Origin of the sequence: Marinomonas shanghaiensis (genome assembly GCF_003259175.1) — a bacterium.
Taxonomy (GTDB): Bacteria; Pseudomonadota; Gammaproteobacteria; order Pseudomonadales; family Marinomonadaceae; genus Marinomonas; species Marinomonas shanghaiensis.
The window spans coordinates 1-22,774 of sequence record NZ_QGOK01000016.1 but is presented as its reverse complement, the minus strand read 5'-3'; the positions used below and the strand labels follow the sequence as shown (position 1 = coordinate 22,774).

Sequence of the window (22,774 nt, the reverse complement as noted above, 5' to 3'; positions counted from 1 at the left end):
AACCAAAAGCGCGCTCTAATACACACCAGTAGTAGGCTATTTATCTATGGCTAGACGGCCCACCATTCAAGACTTAGCTGACGCAGCAGGCGTCAGTACCGCCACCGTTGATAGAGTACTAAACAGACGATCAAAGGTGAGAGAGTCCACGTCCCAGCGTGTACTCATTGCTGCAGAAGACATTGGCTACCATGCGTCTGGGCTACTCAAAAAACGTGTTCGAGAGTCCAAGCCCTGCAAACGATTATCCATTTTATTGCAACGCAGTAATGATGAGTTTTACACGACGATGGGAAAAGCCATTCGTCAAGCCTGTGCACAGGAGACACAGTTTCAGTTTGAGACTAACATCGTTTTTATGGATGAAGTAACGGCTGAATACATTACTAATATCATCATTGAGGAAAGTAAGCACGCAGATGGCATCGCGCTTGTTGCATTAGACGATCACATACTGAATCATCAGATTGAAACACTGGTTGAACAAGGTATTCCCGTTTTTACTATTTTGTCTCCTCTATCTACCACCACCACAGGTCATATAGGTGTTGATAATCGCAAAGCAGGCCGCACTGCAGCTTGGGCGATCTCAAGATTAACAACAACACCAGGAGAAATTGGTATTCTTCTCGGAAGTCATCGTTATTTAAATCAAGATATTGCCGAAATAAGTTTTATTTCCTATTTCCGTGAGATTCAGCACTCTTTTCAGTTGCTCCCACCGCTAACCAACTTAGATGATGAAACACTGGCCTATCAAGCGACAAAAGCACTGCTCGACAACCACCAAAATCTGATCGCTATTTACAGTGCTGGAGGTGGCGTAAACGGTATTATAAACGCATTAAAAGAAGTCCAAAAAAATCAAAAGATAACCCTTATTTGTAACGAACTCACCTGCGACACACGTTTGGCGTTATGTGACGGGACAATCGATATGATCCTCGCCACTCCGGTACAAAAACTTGCACATAAACTTTCCGACTTATTTGCCGAATTCTTCAGCCATAAAAGCCCCAAAATACTTGCCCCTGTTCAGCTTTCTGTCGAACTACACATTGCTGAAAATATATAAAAACTCGTTTAAACATTACCTACCAACACATTAAAAGAATAACGTAAACGCCAGCACGCAAAATTGGTTAAAAACAACGCAACAGCAGAGATAAAAAAGCAGCTTAGTCAACACTAAGCTGCAATGGGAGTATAAATGTATCTGACTAGACAATGCTCTACTCTAAGTGGTTTTCTTACGTTTGTTCTGGCGTTGTTGATCAATGATAACCGCAACAACAATGATGGCACCTTTGATTATGTCTTGATAATAGGCATCAATGCGTAGAAACGTAAAACCGGAAAGCATAACACCCAAAATCAAAGCACCGATCACCGTCCCCGCAATACGACCTCGCCCACCAGACAAAGACACACCACCAATGACCGCAGCGGCAATCGCATCCAATTCATACATCAGTCCCATACCAGCCTGCGCTGTTTTAATGCGTGCAATAGCCACCATGGCAGCCAACCCAACCAATAAACCCGCAATGGTATAAACCTTGATTAAGTGACGATCTATATTAATGCCTGATACACGCGCGGCTTGAGGGTTTGCACCTATAGCGTAGGTGAATTTTCCAAATCGGGTATAGCGCATGACCACATGAAAAATAATGGCCACAATAATAAAGATAACAACGGGCATCCAACGATCTAAGGCATTCCCTAACATGGCAAATTCATTGGTAAAACCAGACACAGGGCTACCATCGGTATACCAACGAGCCACACCTCGAGCCGACACCATCATGCCTAATGTGGCAATAAACGGGGGTATACGCGTTTTTGTGATGAGCCAACCATTCACAAAGCCAGCCAATGCCCCAACCGTTAAACCCACCATCAAGGGTACAAAAAAAGGTAAATCTGTTAGCGCTGGAGAAATGACCTTGGGCCAGTTACTGGATTGAGCAAACGTTGCAGCAATCATGGCCGACATCGCCACCACGGACCCAGAAGACAAATCTATTCCTCCGGTTATGATGACCATGGTGACCCCTATGGCAATAATACCAATAACAGAAACCTGTAATATGATGATTTGCAACCGACTCATATTCATTAAAAAGCTCTGACCGACAAAAATCCAGCCGAGTATTTCAAACATAACGGAGATGCCAATCAAAACTAATAAAATACTGACTTCCGCAGGTATACGCTTTTTCTTTTGCGCATCTGGGTTGTCGTTTACTTCTTTCATGGTGTTGTCTAACGTCGTCATAAGAACCTCTTATTTTTCTAATTCTTGTGCTATTGAGCGGCCAAATTCATTACCGATACTTGATCTGCTTCTGAACGATCTAAGATGCCAGTCACACGCCCCTCATGCATAACCAGTACGCGGTCACTCATCCCTAGTACTTCAGGTAACTCAGAAGAAATCATGATAACCGCGACCCCTTTATGGGCTAACTTGGTAACCAGAGAATGGATTTCAGCTTTTGCTCCAACATCAATACCTCGAGTGGGTTCATCTAAAATCAAAATACGTGGATGGGTCAGTAACCAACGAGCAATCAACACTTTTTGTTGATTGCCACCTGAGAGGTTCTCGATGGCTTCTTCCATGTTTGGGGTTTTTACGCGTAACTTTTTGCACAAAGCTTCAGATTCTTCGTTCAGTCTTCTTTGATCAACAAAACCACCGCCACCGACAAAATGCTCATGCAAAACAGCGGACTGAATGTTTTCTTGAATGTCCAAAGACAAGAAACAACCTGTTTCTTTTCGGTCTTCTGTTAAAAACGCCATCCCCTTCATTATCGCGTCGTTAGGATTGTTGATATGGACTTCTTCGCCCTCAATCCACACGGAGCCTGAATCTGCAGGAGTGACACCAAAAATGGCCTCTGCGACATTGGATCTACCTGAACCGACAAGACCTGCAAAGCCTAATATTTCGCCGGCTCTCACATCAAATGACACATCATGAAACACACCACTAAGGGTTAAATTTTTAACCGATAAGAGGACATCACCAAGCTCAACCTCCTCTTTTGGAAACATCTGATCCACATTGCGACCCACCATCATTCGGATGATTTCATCACGGGTGACGTCAGCTGAAGCATGCGTGCCAATGTATTTTCCATCACGAAACACAGAAAACTCATCGGCTATTTCAAATAACTCACTCATTTTATGAGTGATATAAACAATACCAATACCTCGTTTGCGTAAGCCTCGAATAATCTCAAATAAATGCGCCACTTCGGTCTCAGTAATAGCAGACGTCGGCTCATCCATGATCAATACATCCGAGTTAAAAGACACGGCTTTGGCGATTTCAACCATCTGACGATTCGCCACAGACAAGGTGCTAATCTCAGCCTCTGGATCCAGCTTAATATTAAGACGGACGAATAATTCTTCCGTCATGCGGGCCATTTTGGCATGATCAATAAAGCCAAAGGCATTGGTTGGCTCTCGTCGAATCCAAATATTTTCGGCCACTGTCATTTGATTCATCAACAGTAACTCTTGATGAATCATAGCAATGCCAGACTCTTGCGCTTTCAGAGGTGTTTCTAAGGTAACCGGCTCTCCTCTTAATCTCACTTCGCCACTATCTGGCTGATAAATGCCGGCAATCACCTTCATCAAGGTGGATTTTCCCGCACCATTTTCCCCCATTAACGCATGGACCGTACCCGGACGAATTTTCAAACACACATCGTCCAATGCCAACACGCCAGGAAACCCCTTGGACACATTGACAACTTCTAATACATATTCACACGAATGGTCTTTGGGAGGAGTTGCGCCATTCACAGACACGGTTTCCTCAACTGCTGCGCTATTCATAACGCAATCCCTCCTATTTTTATTTTAATTAAAAGCGTTTTTTCTTATGAAGATGCTTACAGGTAATCGTTTAAATTTTCAGGTGTGACCAATTCAAACGGTACCCATACTTTACGGTCCACGCTTTGACCATTAATGAGCTTAACGGCTGCATCTACAGCACCACGACCTTGCCCATCAGCACTCTGAAAAACCGTTACATCTAACTCACCCGCTTTCATGGCAGCCAAGCCGTCAGTAGTAGCATCAATACCTGCAATCACAACGTCATCCATTGAACGACCAGCGGCTTTTAATGCCTGAATCGCACCGATTGCCATTTCGTCGTTGTTTGAGATAACCGCGTCAAACTGGATACCGGCGGCAATCCAGTTCGTCATCAAATCGCTGCCTTTGGTGCGTGACCATTCCGCTGTTTGTTGCTGAACCACTTTTAGGCCTGAGCACTCTGGAGTAGCGATAACATCATGAATATCTTGTGTGCGCTGTAACGCCGCTTGGTTCGTTAACTCACCCATCATGACGACGATGTTGCCCTTGCCATTTAATAGGCGACACACTTCTTTTGTCTGAAGCGTTCCCGATACTTTTTCATCAGACGCCACAAAGGCTTGATTATCTGGAAGCAAATCAACGTTGATAGGTTGGCGATTAACGTAAATGAGGGGAATACCAGCGGCTTGGGCATCATCAGAAATGGATAAGGTTGCATCGGTATCAACAGGGTTAATAATGATGGCATCCACACCAGAAGCGATGAAATTCTGAACTTGATTTAATTGATTACCAACGCCATTTTTGGCGTCCTCTATTTGAACATCAACCCCCTGCTCCTTGGCGGCTGATTGAATGCCATTGCGCAAAGTCGTCAAAAAGTTATCGTCAAACAAGGCCATTGAGACACCAATTTTAAGATCCGCAGCAGACACTGATGTTGCGATAACTGAAGACGCGATGGCAGTAAGAAGTAGTTTTTTCATTATGCGATTTCCTCGAAAGTAAGCGCTGACACGCTCTAATTGTTTTTATTTTTTCCGGTAAAACGCGTTTAGAGAGCCGACTAACACACACTGTAAAGCATGCTCTGGGTCTCTAAACATTCGACTGGTTTATATCATCGCGATAGAAATCATTCGAATACGTATATTCCACAAAACATCAATATAGAATATACGTTCCAATTTGATTGATATTGCCACCGTTGTCAAGTCTAAAATGTAATTTAATAGCAGAGTAAAACCGCCTCCCATTTTGTCTTCCTCTGTCACACCTTTTAACACGCTCAAAAGTCATGGGTAGGCCAACACGGTAAAGAAACACCTAAGTATTATTTTCTAGAAATGATGTTTTTTGATGGAATATGAGGGAATAACAACAAACCTGATTGACGATATTTTTTTTTCAGAGCTACTATAAAAATGGAAAAATAATTCTAAAACCCACTTCGCATAGGGCTTATCTTAATAAGATGAATCATGAGCGATACTCAATAAAGGTGTTAATTCATGTCCACACTCCCTAAATTTGGTTTAAACCACATGGTTTGCCCCGCTTACTCTTTGAAAGACTTTCTCATGTTTTCATCACAACTCGGAGCGCAAACCGTTGAGTTTCGCAACGATGTTGGTGAAAACAGTCTAACCGATAGGGCGTCTGCTGAAATGGCAGGTCAACTTGCAAACGAATTAAACATTAAAGTGTTATCCATCAATGCACTCTACCCTTTCAACGTATGGAATGAAGAACGCGCCCAACAAGCCCGTGAAATGGCGACTCTGGCAAAGGCAGCAAAGGCGGAAGGTTTAGTCGTATGCCCTTTAAATGATGGTAATGAGGTAAGCTTCGACGACCTCAAATACGCGCTTTCTGAACTCGCAAAAATTCTCGAAGAATTTGATCTAAAAGGTTTCGTAGAACCATTAGGCTTCCCAATATCTTCACTTCGTTCTAAACGCGTGGCTATAGAAGCCATTGATGCGATTGGCCAGCAAGATAGATTCTCTCTCGTTCACGACACATTTCACCACAAAGGCGCTGGTGAAGAGGAATTCTTTCCCGAGCGCACGGGGCTCATTCATATCTCTGGCCTAGAAGACGACATAGCTTTCAACGACATGCTAGACGGCGACCGAGTGCTAGTCGGTCCCAAAGATCGTTTAGACAATATTGAGCAGCTCCGCACTTTACTGGCAGCAGGTTATGCAGGCCCAGTGTCATTCGAACCTTTCTCTAAAAAAGTGTGGGACCTTCCAAACCCAAAACAAGCGGTTCAAGACAGCATTGATTTTGTGAACCAATCATTAACTCAATAATCACTGACCAAATTCCTTCTATAAAAATACATTTAAGGTTTTTATGACTATGAAAATTGCACTCGATCCTTACATGCACCGCCACCTTTCTTTGGAAGCGCTGTGCAGAGCGACAAAAGACATGGGTTACGACCACATTGAATTGTCTCCTCGTGCTGACTTTTTACAATGGTGGACTCGTCCTCGCGTTTACCCTGAGCGCTTGCAAAGCTTTAAAAAAGCCATGAAAGATCACGACATTTCATTGTCCACTCTCCAGCCCATGTATCGTTGGTCTAGTCCATACGAAGACGAATGGAAAATGGCCATGGACAATTGGAAACGAACCATTGAAATCGCCGTCGAACTGGGTAACCCATTATTAATTTCTGAATTTGGCCGTGGTGGTTCTCCTGAACGTTCCAATGCAGACCGTCAAGGCATTCACACACCTGAAGCGTGTGAAAATGCCTTTTGGCGTTCAATGGACGTGCTGGTTCCTCTGTTGGAAAAAGAAGGGCTGACCTTATGTGTAGAGCCGCACCCAGAAGATTGGGTGGAAGAGATGGCTCCTGCTATCGATATCATCAAAACCATTAACTCGCCGGCGGTTCAGTGCTCTTATATTGCGCCCCACTCTTTCTACTATGGGGAGGATTTAGCCGAGACGATTCGCGCCACCAAAGGTGTTTTGCAGCATGCACGAGTAGCAGATACCTACAACCATAAAGGCTCGTCGCAGCTACGTTATATCGTCAACCCACCTGGCTCTAATGCTCGCGTCCACCAGCATTTAGACATAGGAGAAGGTGAAATTGATTGGGATACCTTCTTTAAAACCCTGCATGAAATTGGCTTTGATGGCGTGCTGTCCAGCTGCGTCTTTGCATGGGATGAAAGAGCGGAGCAATCGTCTCGTTTTATGCGCGATGAGATCCAGCGCTACGTCGACAAGTATTGGAAATAACCAACCGTTATAAACAACCCGCGCTATTAAAATAATGATAAAGGAAAGCAACATGACACTTAAAATTGGCGTAATTGGCACCGGTGCTATCGGCGCAGACCACACTCGACGCATAACAAATGCACTCACCGGCGCAGAAGTCATTGCACTGACGGACGTGAACCAAGAACAAGCAGAAAAAGTAAAAAAATCATTAGGACTTAACGCAACCATTTATAAAGATGGCCATGAGCTGATTGAAAAAGGCGACGTAGATGCTGTATTGGTAACGTCATGGGGCGGCACTCACGAGGAATACGTACTGGCCGCCATCAAAGCCGGCAAATACGTATTCTGCGAAAAACCATTAGCAACCACAGCTCGAGGCTGTCAGAACATCATAGACGCTGAAATGGCCGCGGGAAAGCGCCTTGTACAAGTTGGCTTCATGCGCCCATACGACTCTGGTTACAAAATGCTAAAACAAGCCATTGACTCTGGTGCTATTGGTGAGCCATTAATGATTCACGCAGCGCACCGAAACCCAAGTGTACCTGAAATGTACATCACACCGATGGCGATTCATGACACGCTTATCCACGAATTAGACGTATTCCGCTGGCTACTAGATGACGAATATGTGTCTGCCCAAGTCGTTTTCCCTCGCAAATCAAAATACGCTCACAGCAAAGTTGCCGACCCACAAATCGTCATGCTGGAAACGAAGAAAGGCACTCGCATAGACGTAGAGGTTTTCGTGAATTGCCAATATGGTTACGACATCCAATGTTCTGTCGTCGGCGAAGAAGGTGTCGCGAATTTGCCAGAACCTCAAGCATTAAGCATGCGTAAAAACGCCAACTTAGGACAAGCCATCCTAACGGATTGGAAAGACCGCTTTATTGAATCCTATGATGTTGAACTGCAAGACTTCATCAATGGTGTTCAAGCAGGTAAGTTGACTGGCCCCTCTTCATGGAATGGCCTTGCTGCCGCGGTATCTGGCGATGCCTGTGTGAAAGCCCAAGAAAGCGGCTTAATTGAACCAATCAACTTGCCTAATCGCCCAGAGTTCTACCGTTCATAGCCTTGCCTTGTCGCCATGCCATCACATGGCGACCCTTCCAAAGTAGGCGATTCCGTTCCCTGCATTGGCATGACGTGTTTTTATAAATCTCATAAAAAACAACAAAACATTGTTTTATATAGTTTTTTTATAAAAAAACATTATGGAAAATTTTGTTCTAATATATTGAAAATATAGAATATATATTCTATTATCTTCGAAGGTAGTTTACACAATAAAAAAAACAGCCACTTCATTTTCGACAAAGTACTATTCACCTTGTTGTCATTTCGGCTGATACAGGAGATGAAGAACCATGCTCAAAGATAAAACGTTAGATCTGATTTGTCTTGGACGCGCTGCGGTCGATATGTATTCAGAACAAATAGGCAGTCGTTTAGAAGATGTCAGCAGTTTTGCAAAATATCTCGGTGGCTCTTCTGGCAATATGGCCTTTGGTACGGCTCGTCTTGGCTTAAAAAGTGCGATGCTCACTCGAGTGGGCAATGAACACATGGGGCGCTTTGTTAGAGAAGAATTAGCCCGTGCAGGTGTCGACACCAGCCATGTTATTACAGACCCAGAGCGCTTAACGGCGTTGGTCGTATTAGGCATCAAAGACCAAGACACTTTCCCACTCATTTTCTACCGCAATGATTGTGCTGACATGGCCGTGAGTAAAGACGACTTTGATGCGGATTTTATTGGTTCAGCCAAAGCCCTCGTCATTACAGGCACTCATTTTTCAACAGAAAGTACGTACGAAACCAGTAAACAAGCCATTGCTTATGCTAAACAAGCAGGCACAAAATGCGCTCTGGATATCGACTATCGCCCTGTTCTTTGGGGACTAACCAACCCAGGCGATGGTGAAACCCGCTTTATTTCCAATGACAAAGTCTCAGCACACTTGCAAAGTATTCTGGCGGATTTTGATCTGATTGTTGGCACAGAAGAAGAAATACATATTGCGGGTGGCAGCACAGATACCATTACCGCACTGAAAAAAATCAGGGCGCTCAGCAAGGCCACGATAGTGCTGAAACTGGGTTCTCAAGGTTGCACCGTACTGGAAGATGCGATTCCTGACACAATGGACGACTTTGAACGACATATTGGCGTTCGCGTTGAGGTACTCAATGTGCTTGGAGCAGGCGACGCTTTTATGAGTGGCTTCTTGCGAGGCTGGATACGCGGCGAATCCGCCGAAAAGTCTTGTGCTTATGCCAATGCATGTGGCGCTTTGGTGGTTTCGCGTCATGGTTGTGCTCCCGCCATTCCAAGCGCAGAAGAATTGGACAACTATCTTGCTCGTGCGGCACACATTAAACGTCCGGATTTAGATCGTGAACTGAACCATCTACACCGAGTCACCACAGAAAGGCTACCTTATGACTGGCAAGACCTGTGTATTTTTGCCTTTGATCATCGTAAACAGCTCTTTGATATGGCTCGTGAAGAAGGTGCCGATCCGGTCCGAATTAAGACGCTCAAACGTCTATTAGTCGATGCCTTAGATGTGGGTTCTCGTCAGCTAGGAGGCAGTCAATATGGCGTCTTGATTGACGATACTTATGGACAAGATGCACTCAATGCGGTGACGGGGCGCGGCCTTTGGATTGGTCGTCCAGTGGAACTTCCAAGCTCTCGCCCTATCGAGTTAGAAGGCGGCCGGAGCATCGGTTCTCGCCTAAAAAGCTGGCCAAAAGAGCACATCGTAAAATGTCTCGTTTTCTACCATTCGCAAGATGAAATAGACCTACGCGTCGCACAAGAACGCCAAGTTGTTGAGCTCTATAACGCATGCTGCGCTTCGGGCCATGAATTGTTATTGGAGATTATTCCACCACGAGACAAAGCCTTTGATGACAGCCTTTTCACAAATGCCATGAAACGTTTTTACCACCTAGATGTTCGTCCAGATTGGTGGAAGCTGCCACCTCAATCAAAAGCAAATTGGCAAGCGATTACAGACATTATTCAGCATCACGATCAACACTGTCGTGGTGTGGTCATGCTAGGTTTAGACGCGCCCATGAACGAACTCAAAGAAGGCTTCGCTAACAGCGCGGGATTCGACATTTGCAAAGGCTTCGCGGTGGGTCGTTCTATTTTTAGCGAACCGAGCCGAGAGTGGTTAGCAAATCGTTATAGCGATCAACAATTTATCGATGCCATCGTGTCGAACTATTTGGAACTCGTCTCTTATTGGAAAGAACGCCACACCGCTCAGTCTCACCAGAAGCAGCCACAACAGAAACAGGCTTAAAGGAAATTCACATGACAACAATACAACTTACCATGGCCCAAGCCGTCGTCCGCTTCATGATGGCGCAAAAGATAGAAACAGAGAATGGCATTCACCCCATGTTTGCTGGCGTATGGGGGATTTTTGGTCACGGTAATGTCGCCGGTCTTGGCGAAGCGCTTTACCAAGTAAAAGATAAACTACCGACTTATCGCGCACACAACGAACAAGGCATGGCGCATGCCGCTATTGCCTTTGCAAAAACCAAAAATCGCCAACAGATGATGGCTTGTACCGCCTCAGCAGGCCCTGGGGCGGTGAACATGGTGACGGCAGCAGCCGTGGCACATGTGAACCGTATTCCTGTCTTGTTTCTTCCGGGCGATACTTTTGCCACTCGTATGCCAGATCCAGTGCTCCAACAAGTCGAAAGCTTCCAAGACATGACCATTACGTCGAATGATTGTTTTCGCCCAGTCAGTCGCTTTTTTGATCGCATTACACGTCCTGAGCAGCTGTTAACCTCATTACCGCAAGCCATGCGCGTGCTCACAGATCCGATAGAATGCGGCCCTGCCACCTTAGCCTTACCGCAAGACGTGCAAACGATGGCATTCGACTACCCTGTTAGCTTCTTCGCCGAAAAGGTCCATCGTCTACGCCGCCAAACGCCAGATTATTACGAACTAAACGACGCGCTTAAACTGATTCGACAAGCCAAAAAACCAGTCGTTATTGCTGGCGGTGGTCTTCATTATTCTGGCGCACTTAAAGAGTTCGATAGCTTTGTCAGCCAATTCAAACTGCCAGTAGGTGAAACACAAGCCGGCAAAGGCGCCCTGCCTTGGGATCATAAACACAATATGGGAAGCGTAGGCGTCACAGGCGCGGCCTCAACAAACAGCCTATGTGCTGACGCGGATTTGATTATTGCCGTCGGTACTCGCCTTGGTGACTTCACCTCAGGCTCTCGTTCTCTTATCCATTCTAATGCAAAAATTGTCAGCCTAAACGTGGCTTCCTTTGATGCCATCAAACATAAGAGCCAAGCGCTAGTAGGAGACGCAAAAGCAACTCTGCCACTATTAAGTAACGCACTGCAAGGCTGGAAAATAGAGTCTTCTTGGGTTGATAGAGCCGAAAACGAGCGCGCCAGTTGGCAACATATTGTCGATCAAGCGACCATGGATAAAGGCACAAATTTGCCCAGTGATGCCGAGGTCATTGGGGCCGTCAATCGCGCAGCTGACGAGAAAGACATGGTGGTGTGCGCAGCAGGTGGTTTACCAGGTGAATTACAAAAATTATGGCGGACGCGTTACCACCGCGGCTACCACATGGAATACGGCTATTCCTGCATGGGCTATGAATTGGCCGGTGGCTTAGGTGCCAAAATGGCAAGCCCTGAATCCGAAGTGTTCGTCATGGTGGGCGACGGTTCTTACCTAATGCTCAACTCAGAAATCGCTACCTCTGTCATGTTAGGCCAAAAAATCATCGCTGTTGTGCTAGACAACCGAGGCTTTGGCTGTATTAACCGTTTGCAACAAGCCGGTGGCGGTGCAGGCTTTAACAACCTTTTAAACGATTGTTTTAGTGTGCCTGAAGGCGCGCCTAAAACCGACTTTGCGGCTCATGCCAGGGCACTTGGCGCTAACGCTGAAAAAGTCGCCAACATCGCGGAATTAGAGCAAGCCCTTGTGCGCGCTAAGAGCTCCCCTATCAGTTATATCATCACCTTAGATACCGATCCGCTGAAAACGACAGCAGAAGGCGGACATTGGTGGGATGTCGCATTAGCTGAAGTCTCAGAGCGCAAACAAGTCAGCGACGCTCGCAAGGAATACGAACTACGTAAAGCAGCTCAATTTAAACACTTGTAATACTGAACATCATTTCGCATTTACTGATCGGAGAATAATAATATGAGCGTCAGAATCGGCATTAACCCATTAACTTGGACAAACGACGACCTACCCACACTGGGCGCAGAAACCTCCCTTGAAACCTGTTTAACAGAAGGCAAACAAGCGGGATTTAGTGGCTTTGAGTTAGGTCAAAAGTTCCCTCGCACACCAGAAGTACTTGGCCCTATTCTAAAAGCACATGGTTTGGACTTGGTTTCAGGCTGGTTCAGCGGCGAATTATTAACGCGCAGTGTCGAAGAAGAAATTGAGGCCATTAAGCCACATCTTCATTTATTGAAATCCCTTGGTGCAAAAGCCATGGTGTACTGCGAAGTAACGGGATGTATCCATGGACAAATAGAAACCCCCTTATCGCATCGCCCTATTATCAGCGAAGAAAAAATCGCTGAGATGAGTAAAAAACTCACTCAAGTCGCAGACTACTGCCTATCTGAAGGGGTGCAAATTGCTTACCACCACCATATGGGAACCGTCATTGAAAGCCAACACGAAGTTGATTTATTGATGAAACACACTGGTCATTCTGTTGGTTTGCTATTAGACACAGGTCATATGACGTTTGCTGGTGGTAACCCACTAGAAGTTCAAGCAAAACACGCGGATCGCATTATTCACGTACATTGCAAAGATCTTCGCCCTGAGATCTTAAAGGACGCTAAGAACCGCGATATAAGCTTCTTGAATGCCATGTTAAATGGCGTATTTACTGTACCTGGCGACGGCTTTATCGATTACAGCAGCTTGTTCAAACAACTTAAAGCCAGCAACTATTCTGGTTGGTTAGTGGTCGAGGCAGAGCAAGATCCAGCCGTTGCGCACCCATTAACTTACGCCACAATGGGGGCAAACAACCTAAAAGCGCTATGCGCTGAATCTGGGATAGACATCGTCCAATAATCACCGGCTTTTATTCGTGTCGTTAACGCTAGAGCACCCAAGTTAACGACAACAAAAAACACATGCAAACGTTAGGTACTCTCATGCAAACATTAGGTAACTACATTAACGGTCAGCACATGGCCAGCCAAAGCGGTCGCACGGGCCCAGTTTACAATCCAGCAACGGGGGCACAAAGTCTTAACGTTGCGCTGTCTAGCGCCGATGAAACTCGCACCGCGATTGCCTCAGCACATGAAGCGTTTAACACATGGAGCAAGGTCACACCGCTTAACCGTGCTCGCGTTATGTTTAAATTTAAAGCCTTGTTAGAGCAGCACGCAGACGAAATCGCCGCGATGATCACCAGCGAGCACGGCAAAGTTTTTTCCGATGCCAAAGGTGAGTTAACCCGTGGTATCGAAGTCGTCGAATTTGCTTGCGGCATTCCACACCTACAAAAAGGCGAGCATAGCCTGAACGTTGGCCGCGGTGTCGACAGCATGTCTTTGATGCAACCACTTGGCGTTTGCGCTGGCATTTCACCGTTTAACTTCCCTGCTATGGTACCAATGTGGATGTTCCCGGTCGCTATTGCTTGCGGTAACACCTTTGTGATGAAGCCTTCAGAAAAAGATCCTTCCGTACCGCTGCGATTAGCCGAACTACTGACCGAGGCTGGCCTACCTGATGGCGTTTTCAACATCGTTAATGGCGACAAAGAAGCGGTAGATGTACTGCTAACGGATGAACGAGTTCAAGCAGTGAGCTTTGTTGGCTCAACACCTATTGCTGAATACATTTACGCAACCGCTTCTGCCCATGGTAAACGCGTACAAGCACTGGGCGGCGCTAAAAACCACATGATCGTCATGCCAGATGCCGATCCAAGCCAAGTCGTTGGTTCCCTCATGGGAGCGGCCTACGGCTCAGCGGGTGAGCGCTGTATGGCGATTTCTGTTGCGGTTTGTGTAGGCGACAGCGTGGCCGATAATTTGATCCACAGCTTAAGCTCTGAAATCGATGCTATGCGAGTCGGCCCAGGTATCGGCTTACCTGAAGAAGCGCACATGGGTCCCGTCATCTCCAAAGAGCATTGCGCAAAAATCAAAGACTACATCGGCATTGGTGTGGAAGAAGGCGCGACGTTGGTACGCGATGGCCGCGATTTTGTCTACCCAGGCAATGAACATGGTTATTTCGTTGGACCAACCTTATTCGACAATGTCAAACAAGGTATGCGCATCTATAACGAAGAAATTTTCGGCCCTGTTTTATGCGTCGTTCGGGCCACCAGCTATCAAGAAGCCTTGGATATGATCAATGCCCACGAATACGGTAATGGCACGTCAATCTTTACCCGTGATGGCGATACCGCTCGTCAGTTCTGTGAAGACGTTCAAGTGGGCATGGTGGGCGTCAATGTGCCCATTCCTGTGCCCATGGCCTTCCATAGCTTTGGCGGCTGGAAACGTTCTTTGTTTGGCCCGTTGCACATGCATGGACCAGATGGCGTGCGTTTCTATACTCGCATGAAAACCATCACGGCCCGCTGGCCAACGGGCCTTCGCGCTGGCGCAGAATTTTCTATGCCAACCATGAAGTAGCGAATTTACTCGAGCTCAGTCGCCGATTGTTTTTTGTTTAACTCTCTAGTCAGCGACTTTTGGCCCACCTTATTGGTGGGCTTTTTTTTCACCTTCATGCTTGAAAACTTTTGGTCACATACTCGCCACACAAACGTCACGTCTTTGTCACATTGACACTCTACCCTGCTTAGTATGACATCTGAAATCTTATTAGAGCGGAGTACGACTGTGATACAAGTTGAGCGAATGATTGCCAGTAAATCGCCTCAGTTTTTCGACAAAAGCCCTCTTATCACTCGCCCAACGTTAAGCCTGTTAAAACGCTTATTCCACGAAAGTGAAGTCAATCAATTCCTGGAAAAAAACCACGGCTGTGTCGGCTTCGAATTTATTGATCGTGTACTGGATCACTTCAACTTTAGTTACCAAGTGAGCCAAGTTGATCGACGCAACATTCCTGCCAGTGGCCGCGTTATGATTATCGCCAACCACCCACTTGGTGCTTTGGATGGTCTTGCGTTACTTCGATTAATTGGTGAGATCCGTCCTGATGTAAAAATCGTCGCCAATGATTTGTTGATGGGCTTTGATGGTTTAAAAAAACTGGTCTTACCGGTCGATAATCTCGGTGGCAAAACCGGACGCCAGCAACTTAAAGCCATCATGAGCTGCTTACACAATGAAGAAGCCGTGATTATTTTCCCAGCCGGAGAAGTGTCGCGGATGTCACCAAGCGGTGTAAAAGACCAGCAATGGAATCAGAACTACCTTAAATTGGCGCAGAAAACCAACAGCCCATTATTGCCCGTTCACATCGGCGGACGTAACTCCATGTTGTTTTATACCAGTTCTATTTTGTATCGCCCATTGTCTACGCTGCAGCTTGCGAACGAAATGTTTCGTCAGCGAAATCGCAAAATCCCCATGCAAGTAGGCCAAGCTATTCCGATTCAAGAATTGGCACAATTACCGTTAAGCGATAAAGAAAAAAACAAACTGGTCAAACGCCATTTGTACCGCATTGCCAAAGGCAGAAAACCGCTGTTAAAAACAGAAAAAACCGTCGAGCACCCGCAAAACCGACAACTGATCAAACAAGAGTTAAAACTGGCAGAACACCTTGGCAGTACCAAGGACAACAAACAAATTTATCTGTTTGATTACGACCCTATGTCAGTGACGATGAAAGAAATTGGGCGCTTGCGCGAGATTGCCTTTCGTAAAGTCGGTGAAGGCACAGGAGAGCGTTCTGATCTGGATAAGTTTGATCAATATTATCGCCATTTGATTTTATGGGATGAAGAAGAGCTAGAAATCGTTGGTGCATACCGTATTGGTGAAGTCGCAAGCTACATGAAATCCGATACACCAAATCGCATCTACAGTGCCGAGTTATTTCAATACTCTTGCGATATGGAGCCTTACTTCGAGCAGGGAATTGAATTAGGACGCAGTTTTATTCAACCCAAATATTGGGGCAAACGCAGTCTGGATTATTTATGGTACGGCATTGGCGCTTATTTGGATAAACACCCTGAAATACGTTACATGTTTGGGCCTGTGAGTCTAAGCAACAGTTATCCGCAAGTGGCAAAAGATTTTATTGTCTCATTTTATAAACTGTATTTTGCCGATAAAGAGCACTTGGCACGCTCTTTTACGCCTTACCAAGTCAACGCCGAACATGCGGACATTATTTCCGATATTTTCAGCGGTGAGGACTATGAAGAAGATTTTAGACTACTAAAAGAGCAGCTCAGTCACTTTGGCGCCAGCGTACCAACCTTGTTCAAGCAATACAGTGAACTTTGTGAGCCCGGTGGGGTTCGCTTCTTAGACTTTGGCGTCGATGCCGACTTTGGCTACTGTGTAGACGGTTTGGTCCTAGTAGACCTTAATACAGTCAAAGAAGCGAAAAATAAACGTTACCGAGGGCACAACAGCGGCACTCAGGCTTAATACCCTAGAATGCCCTAGCGTGAATCGTGGTGATGCCCTCGTGAATGAGAATGGTGACCATGGGAATGGTCATCCTCTTGTTCAGGGCGTTTAAAGACAACCAGATAAATAATCTTAATGACCAGCATCACACTTAACGCAATAAGAACGACCATTTGAATGTCCATCACAACACCTCGTTATTTTTGTTGGTGTCATTTAACTATAGGACATAAATCCGTTTATATTGTGAATTTTCGTTTCAATTGTGTATGAGTGCCGTAAGCCCCAGAATAGCGCACTGGGGAACGATTAAAGCTAGGAATACGCTTTAACCAGATAGCAGAAAACGCTCATTGAGACTTTTATTATTATAAATTAATTAGTTATAAAATATGGCGTAAGCTTTGCTTGCTATTTGCACTAGAAGCTCGCTTCAAAAGCACATTTCGTTGTACTCAGGCTTTTGCAGTAGCCTTACTTTTTTTGTCTATCACTAGACCATGGAGCTGGAAATGATTGAGAAAACCTACTTAAAAACCAAACCAGAATGCAAAGTGAAATTTGCCCTACCGGCCGACAAGATTGGCGAGGCCAAAAGCGTCGCTGTTGTTGGTGATTTTAACAACTGGGACAGCGAAGCCAATCCAATGAAAAAACAGAAATCTGGTGTGTTTGCATCGACAATCAGTTTGGAGATCGATACCTCGTACCAATTTCGTTATGTGCTAGATGGTACCGAATGGCTCAACGATGACATGGCAGATGCCTATGTTCCAAGTCCAATAAGCCCTGATACGAATGGTGTTATTAGCCTGTAATCCCCTTCCTATACCTTCGTAATACGATTAAAAAGCCCGTCTCGGCTCAACATTTGAGTCGAGACCTAATACCGTTCACCGCATATTTTGCTCATTCTGAGGCATCTCATAACCTTTCTTTCCTATCGCTCTAAAACGCCATTTTTTTGCCCTAAAAACACGAATTCATGGTTTCAAGCTGCAATTTATAGTCAAAATATGTACAATTGTTTTTATTAAACGCGCGTTTAATAAAAATTCAAATACTTCAATGATCCTAAACAGAGCATTGAAACAGACAAAAAGAGGCACAACATGGCACATCAGCAGCAATACATTCATGGCCGCTACCATGCATCCACCAGCGGTGAACACTTCGAGACAATCAACCCAGCCACAGGCGAAGTGATTGCAACAGTAGAGCACGCAGGACAAGCTGAACTCGATGCTGCTGTTGAATCTGCCAAACAAGGCCAAAAAGTCTGGGCCGCTATGAGCCCTGTAGAACGCGGACGTATTCTTAAAAAAGCCGCTGAGCTATTGCGTGAAAACAACGAAGAGCTTGCCCGACTTGAAGTACTAGACACAGGAAAACCCTTACAAGAAGCCATTTGCGTGGACATTCAAACAGGCGCGGATGTTATCGAATATTACGCAGGCCTAACGGATAAGATCCAAGGGGATTACCAAGACCTTGGCAATGGCAACTTCTTCTACACTCGCCGCGAGCCACTGGGTATTTGCGCTGGCATCGGCGCGTGGAACTACCCGATTCAAATCGCTATGTGGAAATCCGGTCCGGCCTTGGCCGCTGGTAACGCAATGATCTTCAAACCGTCTGAAGAAACGCCACTTACTGCGCTTAAACTGGCTGAAATCTTTACCCAAGCAGGCTTACCCGATGGGGTTTTCAACGTCATTCAGGGCGACGGTCGTACAGGCCAAATGATCACCGCACATCCTGATATTGCAAAGGTTTCTTTCACAGGTGAAGTAGGCACAGGCAAAAAAGTCATGGCCGCTTCAGCGCAATCGTTGAAACAAGTCACCATGGAATTGGGCGGTAAGTCTCCGATGATTATCTTCCCTGATATGCCAGTGGATCAGGCCGTGTCTGCCGCCATGTTGGCGAACTTCTACACCCAAGGCGAAGTGTGCACCAACGGTACTCGTGTCTTTGTTCACGCTGATATGCTAGACGCCTTTACCAAAGAGCTAAAAACACGCACCGAAGCCATGATCATTGGCGACCCAATGGACATGAACACGCAAGTCGGTGCCTTGATTTCCAAAGACCATATGCAAAAAGTCTTAGGCTATATTCAAGCCGCTAAAGACGCTGGGGCGACCTTGTTATGTGGCGGTTACCAAGTCACGGAAAAGGGCTTAGACAAAGGCGCGTTTGTGGCTCCGACTGTCTTCACCGATTGCACTGATGACATGCCACAAGTACGCGATGAAATCTTCGGCCCTGTGATGTCAGTACTGAGCTTCACCGATGAAGACGAAGTAATCGCCCGCGCTAACGACACCAAGCTTGGCTTAGCGGCTGGCGTCTTCACCAAGGATTTCGCCCGCGCTCACCGTGTGATCAATCAGCTACAAGCGGGCATTTGTTGGATTAACGCATGGGGTGCTTCGCCTGCGGAAATGCCAGTAGGTGGCTACAAAGAGTCTGGTATTGGCCGTGAAAACGGCATCGAAACCTTATACCACTACACACAAAACAAGAGCGTCTATGTCGATCTAAACGACATTCAAAGCCCTTACTAAGCGAGACGCTTACTTAGACCCTAATTACAACGAGATAAGTATGGCAAACGAAACGTACGATTACATTATCGTCGGTGCTGGCTCCGCAGGGTGTGTGCTAGCAGATAGACTGACAGAAAGCGGCGAACACAAGGTGCTGCTATTGGAAATGGGCGGCTCAGATAAGAGCGTCTTTATCCAAATGCCAACCGCCTTGTCTTACCCAATGAACACGACAAAATACGCGTGGCAATTCCACACAGACAAAGAGCCGGGTCTTGATGGCCGTGAAATGCATTGTCCACGAGGCAAAGTATTAGGCGGTTCATCGTCCATTAACGGCATGGTGTATGTTCGTGGTCACGCTTGTGATTTCGACCAATGGGAAGAAAACGGCGCCAAAGGCTGGAACTACCAAACTTGCCTGCCCTATTTCAAAAAAGCCGAGACATGGAAAGGCGGTGCGGATTTATACCGTGGCGGCGAGGGGCCATTGTCGACCAACAACGGCAACGACATGACCTACAACCCGCTTTACCAAGCCTTTATCGATGCAGGCGAGGAAGCCGGTTACGGCAAAACCGACGACTATAATGGCTACCGTCAAGAAGGCTTTGGCCCAATGCACATGACGGTAAAAAATGGCGTGCGAGCTTCGACCTCCAACGCCTATTTACGTCGTGCCATGGCGCGCCCTAACCTAACGGTAAAAACGGGCGTGCTAAGCCATAAAGTCCTCTTTGAAAATGAAAAGGCCGATGGCAAAAAAGCGGTTGGCATTGAGTTCAGTAAAAACGGCCAAACTCAACAAGCCACTGCTAGTAAAGAAGTGATTCTGTCGGCAGGTTCCGTTGGTTCACCACAGTTGTTGCAACTGTCTGGTGTCGGTCCAAAAGAGGTGTTGGAAAAAGCAGGGGTGCCTGTACTGCACGAACTGCCTGGTGTGGGCGAAAACTTGCAAGACCATTTAGAAGTCTACTTCCAGTACTACTGCAAACAGCCTGTGACGCTCAACAGCAAACTTGGCTTGATCAGCAAAGGCTTGATCGGTACACGCTGGATGTTGTTTAAAACAGGGCTCGGCGCGACCAACCACTTTGAATCCTGTGGTTTTATTCGCTCTCGTGCGGGGCTAAAATGGCCAAACATTCAATACCACTTCTTGCCTGCGGCCATGCGTTACGACGGCCGAGCAGCGGTAGAAGGCCATGGTTTCCAAGTACACGTTGGCCCGAACAAACCAGAAAGCCGGGGCAAATTGTGGATTGAATCGTCTGATCCAGCAGCCAAACCTCGCATCTTGTTTAACTACATTTCCACCGAACAAGACAAGCAAGACTGGCGCGACACGATTCGCCTAACCCGCGAAGTGCTGCAACAATCTGCGCTAGACGATTACCGTGGCGATGAAATCCAACCAGGGATGCACATTCAGAGCGACGCGGAAATCGACCAATGGGTAAAAGAGAACGTGGAAAGTGCGTATCATCCATCTTGTACCTGTAAGATGGGCGACGACAACGACCCAATGGCCGTACTTAACGAGCAATGCCAAGTGCGAGGTATTGAGAACCTTCGCGTGGTGGATTCGTCAATCTTCCCGACCATCACCAACGGCAACTTAAACGCACCCACTATCATGGTGGCCGAAAAAGCCGCCGACATGATCCTTGGCAAAGCACCACTGCCAAAACTCGACGCGCCAGTTTGGATTCACCCTGAATACGAAACTAAACAGCGTTAAGACTATTAAAAAAATCAAAAAGCCCCAAATTGCGAGTAATGCAACTTGGGGTTTTTTAGTATCTCTATTTTCGCTTAATGATGGCATTCAATCATTAAAGAGATGTTGAATATTACTCTTAATCAATATCAGAATAAGGCACTTTTCTAATAGCTGATTTTTTGAGAAAACCAAGAACCTTCACAGTTATAAATGTCTTTCCATGTGCCTTTCGCAGTTTCACCATCAGCTGTCAATTGCCCCGTAAAATTTACAACCGAAACATCAGAATAAGCAAAGCCTCCAGAAATAAAGCCAGCTGAATTTATTTTTCCTGACACTAAATACTTATGCTGAAAAGTCCCCACTAGCTGCCCTGCTATGTTTTCATACAAAAAGCTAATGGTACCAATTGCATCAGAGCAAATACCCTGGGAATGTGTCTTAGTCTTAGTAACGGCAATAACCTTGTGAATAATTCGAGGATTCCATTTCTCACTCACAGGTTCATCCGGCTCACTCTTCTCTACCCCATTTGGCGCAACACACCCAGCTAATAAAAAAACACAAATACAAACAAGCCAGAACCTCATAAAATTATATCCTCCTGTTCCACCTACCGTTAGAAATTGACGATATGCACCAACTTCATTAAGTCTAATCTGATTTTTTTCTCTATATAGTTTCGTCTGTTTTTTATAATCAATCATTCTAAATCTCCATATACTTCACCTCAATACTCTTGCCAAATTAAAAAGGGTATAACTCTTATAAAATGCTGATCTAACTCCTTACATCGCTTAACAAAATACGGATCATGGCTAAGAATAAGCCTAAAAGTTAGGCTAGAGCCTGTCGAACCCAAACCGCAATAAAAAGGTATGATGAGAAAAATACAATATAAACCAAGGTAATCCTGTAGTATTAATTTTGCCCCCCCCCAAAGAAAACTGGGATACCAATGGGTCAGCATTGGCACACCAACAATCAAAGAAAAAAATAAGCCTAATAGAATAAGGCTAGTTCTTCTCTTAATATGCTTTTTTTCTTTTTTGGTGCTATAGGGGGGCACTCTGGAAGCGGTTTTTCATATCCTAGCCACATAATATTCTCCATAAATGATCAAAATTAAACTTCGGAAAAACAGTCTATTTACTAAAATCATTGGTTGTGTTTTTTAATAGTTGATACAAATCTTTTTTTTGTTGATCTGTGATGTATTTAGCGATTTCAATTTCTTTACCCTTTTCCATCATCACAAGGCAGATTTGAGATTTCTTTTCTTCTAAATAAATGGCTTTCATTTCTGATAAATCAAATTCGATATGTTGTCTTTTGAAAAAAAACGATTTCCAAAAATCAAAATAGCCTGAACCAAAGCCGATAAATAACGGAGGTATTCCACTATCGTACGTTAAACCATTATCAGTAATCTTGATTGTTAAATCCGTCACCTTTGTCAACAACCTATGCGCCATTTTTAGAAGAACAAAGAAGAGAGTTATAGTCGAAATAACACCTAGAAACAAACCAAAATCCAACGCATCAAAGTTTAACATTTGGTATATTTTAAAAGTGTTCACTAACGCAACACCTGAGAATAAAACAAAAATCAATGCCAATACATAACGAGTAGCGCCCAAATTAACGTAGCTAATCGAGAGGATAGCAACGTCATTGTATTCTTCAATTTTTATATCTTTAACGTGCGAAGTTTCAACCTGCATAACGGAGATTCCTTATATTCACAGTA

General features: G+C 45.4%; 18 protein-coding genes. 12 read left to right on the top strand and 6 right to left on the bottom strand.

Annotated features, from left to right (window positions below):
- Positions 1-46 precede the first annotated feature (46 nt).
- Positions 47-1,075 (top strand): LacI family DNA-binding transcriptional regulator, encoded by a 1,029-nt coding sequence (locus DKT73_RS13340; RefSeq protein WP_111639055.1) that lies wholly within the window; start codon positions 47-49, stop codon positions 1,073-1,075.
- A 162-nt stretch (positions 1,076-1,237) separates the two neighbouring features.
- Here the strand turns inward: DKT73_RS13340 and DKT73_RS13335 are convergent, their stop codons facing one another.
- The 3 genes from DKT73_RS13335 to DKT73_RS13325 are packed head-to-tail and all read right to left on the bottom strand — an operon-like array spanning position 1,238 to position 4,844.
- On the bottom strand, positions 1,238-2,281 hold the full coding sequence (locus DKT73_RS13335; RefSeq protein ID WP_111639054.1) for an ABC transporter permease: 1,044 nt from the start codon (positions 2,279-2,281) through the stop codon (positions 1,238-1,240).
- Positions 2,282-2,310: 29 nt separating this feature from the next.
- A complete protein-coding gene (locus DKT73_RS13330; RefSeq protein WP_111639053.1) occupies positions 2,311-3,864 on the bottom strand; it encodes a sugar ABC transporter ATP-binding protein in 1,554 nt (517 codons plus the stop codon).
- Positions 3,865-3,920: 56 nt separating this feature from the next.
- Complete coding sequence (locus DKT73_RS13325) at positions 3,921-4,844, bottom strand: sugar ABC transporter substrate-binding protein (protein ID WP_111639052.1); 924 nt, start codon at positions 4,842-4,844, stop codon at positions 3,921-3,923.
- Positions 4,845-5,369: 525 nt separating this feature from the next.
- Between DKT73_RS13325 and DKT73_RS13320 the strand changes: the two genes are divergently transcribed.
- The 8 genes from DKT73_RS13320 (at position 5,370) to DKT73_RS13285 (ending at position 16,767) form a co-directional block, all read left to right on the top strand.
- Positions 5,370-6,176, top strand: coding sequence for a TIM barrel protein (locus tag DKT73_RS13320; RefSeq protein WP_111639051.1), 807 nt, complete (start codon positions 5,370-5,372; stop codon positions 6,174-6,176).
- Between the two features lie 49 nt (positions 6,177-6,225).
- Positions 6,226-7,122, top strand: a complete 897-nt coding sequence (locus DKT73_RS13315) for a sugar phosphate isomerase/epimerase family protein (RefSeq protein ID WP_111639050.1) — start codon at positions 6,226-6,228, stop codon at positions 7,120-7,122.
- A gap of 52 nt (positions 7,123-7,174) precedes the next feature.
- Complete coding sequence (locus DKT73_RS13310; RefSeq protein ID WP_111639049.1) at positions 7,175-8,188, top strand: bifunctional inositol 2-dehydrogenase/D-chiro-inositol 1-dehydrogenase; 1,014 nt, start codon at positions 7,175-7,177, stop codon at positions 8,186-8,188.
- Positions 8,189-8,483: 295 nt separating this feature from the next.
- Positions 8,484-10,436 (top strand): bifunctional 5-dehydro-2-deoxygluconokinase/5-dehydro-2-deoxyphosphogluconate aldolase, encoded by a 1,953-nt coding sequence (locus tag DKT73_RS13305; RefSeq protein WP_111639048.1) that lies wholly within the window; start codon positions 8,484-8,486, stop codon positions 10,434-10,436.
- An 11-nt stretch (positions 10,437-10,447) separates the two neighbouring features.
- A complete protein-coding gene (iolD, locus tag DKT73_RS13300) occupies positions 10,448-12,298 on the top strand; it encodes a 3D-(3,5/4)-trihydroxycyclohexane-1,2-dione acylhydrolase (decyclizing) (RefSeq protein ID WP_111639047.1) in 1,851 nt (616 codons plus the stop codon).
- A gap of 42 nt (positions 12,299-12,340) precedes the next feature.
- Positions 12,341-13,240: a myo-inosose-2 dehydratase gene (gene iolE / locus DKT73_RS13295; protein ID WP_111639046.1), complete on the top strand. Its 900-nt coding sequence runs from the start codon at positions 12,341-12,343 to the stop codon at positions 13,238-13,240.
- Positions 13,241-13,323: 83 nt separating this feature from the next.
- Entirely contained in the window at positions 13,324-14,826 is a 1,503-nt protein-coding gene (locus DKT73_RS13290) for a CoA-acylating methylmalonate-semialdehyde dehydrogenase (protein ID WP_111639045.1), read from the top strand.
- A 210-nt stretch (positions 14,827-15,036) separates the two neighbouring features.
- Positions 15,037-16,767: a bifunctional ornithine lipid synthase OlsF gene (locus DKT73_RS13285; RefSeq protein WP_198666623.1), complete on the top strand. Its 1,731-nt coding sequence runs from the start codon at positions 15,037-15,039 to the stop codon at positions 16,765-16,767.
- Positions 16,768-16,781: 14 nt separating this feature from the next.
- Here the strand turns inward: DKT73_RS13285 and DKT73_RS20065 are convergent, their stop codons facing one another.
- Positions 16,782-16,934 carry a hypothetical protein gene (locus DKT73_RS20065; protein ID WP_157959187.1) on the bottom strand — a complete coding sequence of 51 codons (153 nt, stop codon included), beginning with the start codon at positions 16,932-16,934 and terminating at the stop codon, positions 16,782-16,784.
- Positions 16,935-17,261: 327 nt separating this feature from the next.
- Here DKT73_RS20065 and DKT73_RS13280 point away from each other — a divergent pair, with 327 nt between their 5' ends.
- From DKT73_RS13280 to betA, 3 genes are all read left to right on the top strand, one after another.
- Positions 17,262-17,567, top strand: coding sequence for an isoamylase early set domain-containing protein (locus tag DKT73_RS13280; protein WP_111639043.1), 306 nt, complete (start codon positions 17,262-17,264; stop codon positions 17,565-17,567).
- 294 nt (positions 17,568-17,861) lie between these two features.
- Positions 17,862-19,319 (top strand): betaine-aldehyde dehydrogenase, encoded by a 1,458-nt coding sequence (gene betB / locus DKT73_RS13275; RefSeq protein WP_111639042.1) that lies wholly within the window; start codon positions 17,862-17,864, stop codon positions 19,317-19,319.
- 40 nt (positions 19,320-19,359) lie between these two features.
- Entirely contained in the window at positions 19,360-21,042 is a 1,683-nt protein-coding gene (gene betA, locus DKT73_RS13270; protein ID WP_111639041.1) for a choline dehydrogenase, read from the top strand.
- A 146-nt stretch (positions 21,043-21,188) separates the two neighbouring features.
- Here betA and DKT73_RS13265 read toward each other — a convergent pair whose 3' ends face one another.
- On the bottom strand, positions 21,189-21,731 hold the full coding sequence (locus tag DKT73_RS13265) for a hypothetical protein (RefSeq protein WP_111639040.1): 543 nt from the start codon (positions 21,729-21,731) through the stop codon (positions 21,189-21,191).
- Positions 21,732-22,169: 438 nt separating this feature from the next.
- Positions 22,170-22,748: a hypothetical protein gene (locus DKT73_RS13260; protein ID WP_111639039.1), complete on the bottom strand. Its 579-nt coding sequence runs from the start codon at positions 22,746-22,748 to the stop codon at positions 22,170-22,172.
- Positions 22,749-22,774: the final 26 nt, after the last annotated feature.

Bases quoted from the DNA above. Each gene is read 5' to 3' on its own strand.
- DKT73_RS13340 (WP_111639055.1), top strand. From the start codon at position 47: ATGGCTAGACGGCCCACCATTCAAGACTTAGCTGACGCAGCAGGCGTC.
- DKT73_RS13335 (WP_111639054.1), bottom strand. From the start codon at position 2,281: ATGACGACGTTAGACAACACCATGAAAGAAGTAAACGACAACCCAGAT.
- DKT73_RS13330 (WP_111639053.1), bottom strand. From the start codon at position 3,864: ATGAATAGCGCAGCAGTTGAGGAAACCGTGTCTGTGAATGGCGCAACT.
- DKT73_RS13325 (WP_111639052.1), bottom strand. From the start codon at position 4,844: ATGAAAAAACTACTTCTTACTGCCATCGCGTCTTCAGTTATCGCAACA.
- DKT73_RS13320 (WP_111639051.1), top strand. From the start codon at position 5,370: ATGTCCACACTCCCTAAATTTGGTTTAAACCACATGGTTTGCCCCGCT.
- DKT73_RS13315 (WP_111639050.1), top strand. From the start codon at position 6,226: ATGAAAATTGCACTCGATCCTTACATGCACCGCCACCTTTCTTTGGAA.
- DKT73_RS13310 (WP_111639049.1), top strand. From the start codon at position 7,175: ATGACACTTAAAATTGGCGTAATTGGCACCGGTGCTATCGGCGCAGAC.
- DKT73_RS13305 (WP_111639048.1), top strand. From the start codon at position 8,484: ATGCTCAAAGATAAAACGTTAGATCTGATTTGTCTTGGACGCGCTGCG.
- iolD (WP_111639047.1), top strand. From the start codon at position 10,448: ATGACAACAATACAACTTACCATGGCCCAAGCCGTCGTCCGCTTCATG.
- iolE (WP_111639046.1), top strand. From the start codon at position 12,341: ATGAGCGTCAGAATCGGCATTAACCCATTAACTTGGACAAACGACGAC.
- DKT73_RS13290 (WP_111639045.1), top strand. From the start codon at position 13,324: ATGCAAACATTAGGTAACTACATTAACGGTCAGCACATGGCCAGCCAA.
- DKT73_RS20065 (WP_157959187.1), bottom strand. From the start codon at position 16,934: ATGGACATTCAAATGGTCGTTCTTATTGCGTTAAGTGTGATGCTGGTC.
- DKT73_RS13280 (WP_111639043.1), top strand. From the start codon at position 17,262: ATGATTGAGAAAACCTACTTAAAAACCAAACCAGAATGCAAAGTGAAA.
- betB (WP_111639042.1), top strand. From the start codon at position 17,862: ATGGCACATCAGCAGCAATACATTCATGGCCGCTACCATGCATCCACC.
- betA (WP_111639041.1), top strand. From the start codon at position 19,360: ATGGCAAACGAAACGTACGATTACATTATCGTCGGTGCTGGCTCCGCA.
- DKT73_RS13265 (WP_111639040.1), bottom strand. From the start codon at position 21,731: ATGATTGATTATAAAAAACAGACGAAACTATATAGAGAAAAAAATCAG.
- DKT73_RS13260 (WP_111639039.1), bottom strand. From the start codon at position 22,748: ATGCAGGTTGAAACTTCGCACGTTAAAGATATAAAAATTGAAGAATAC.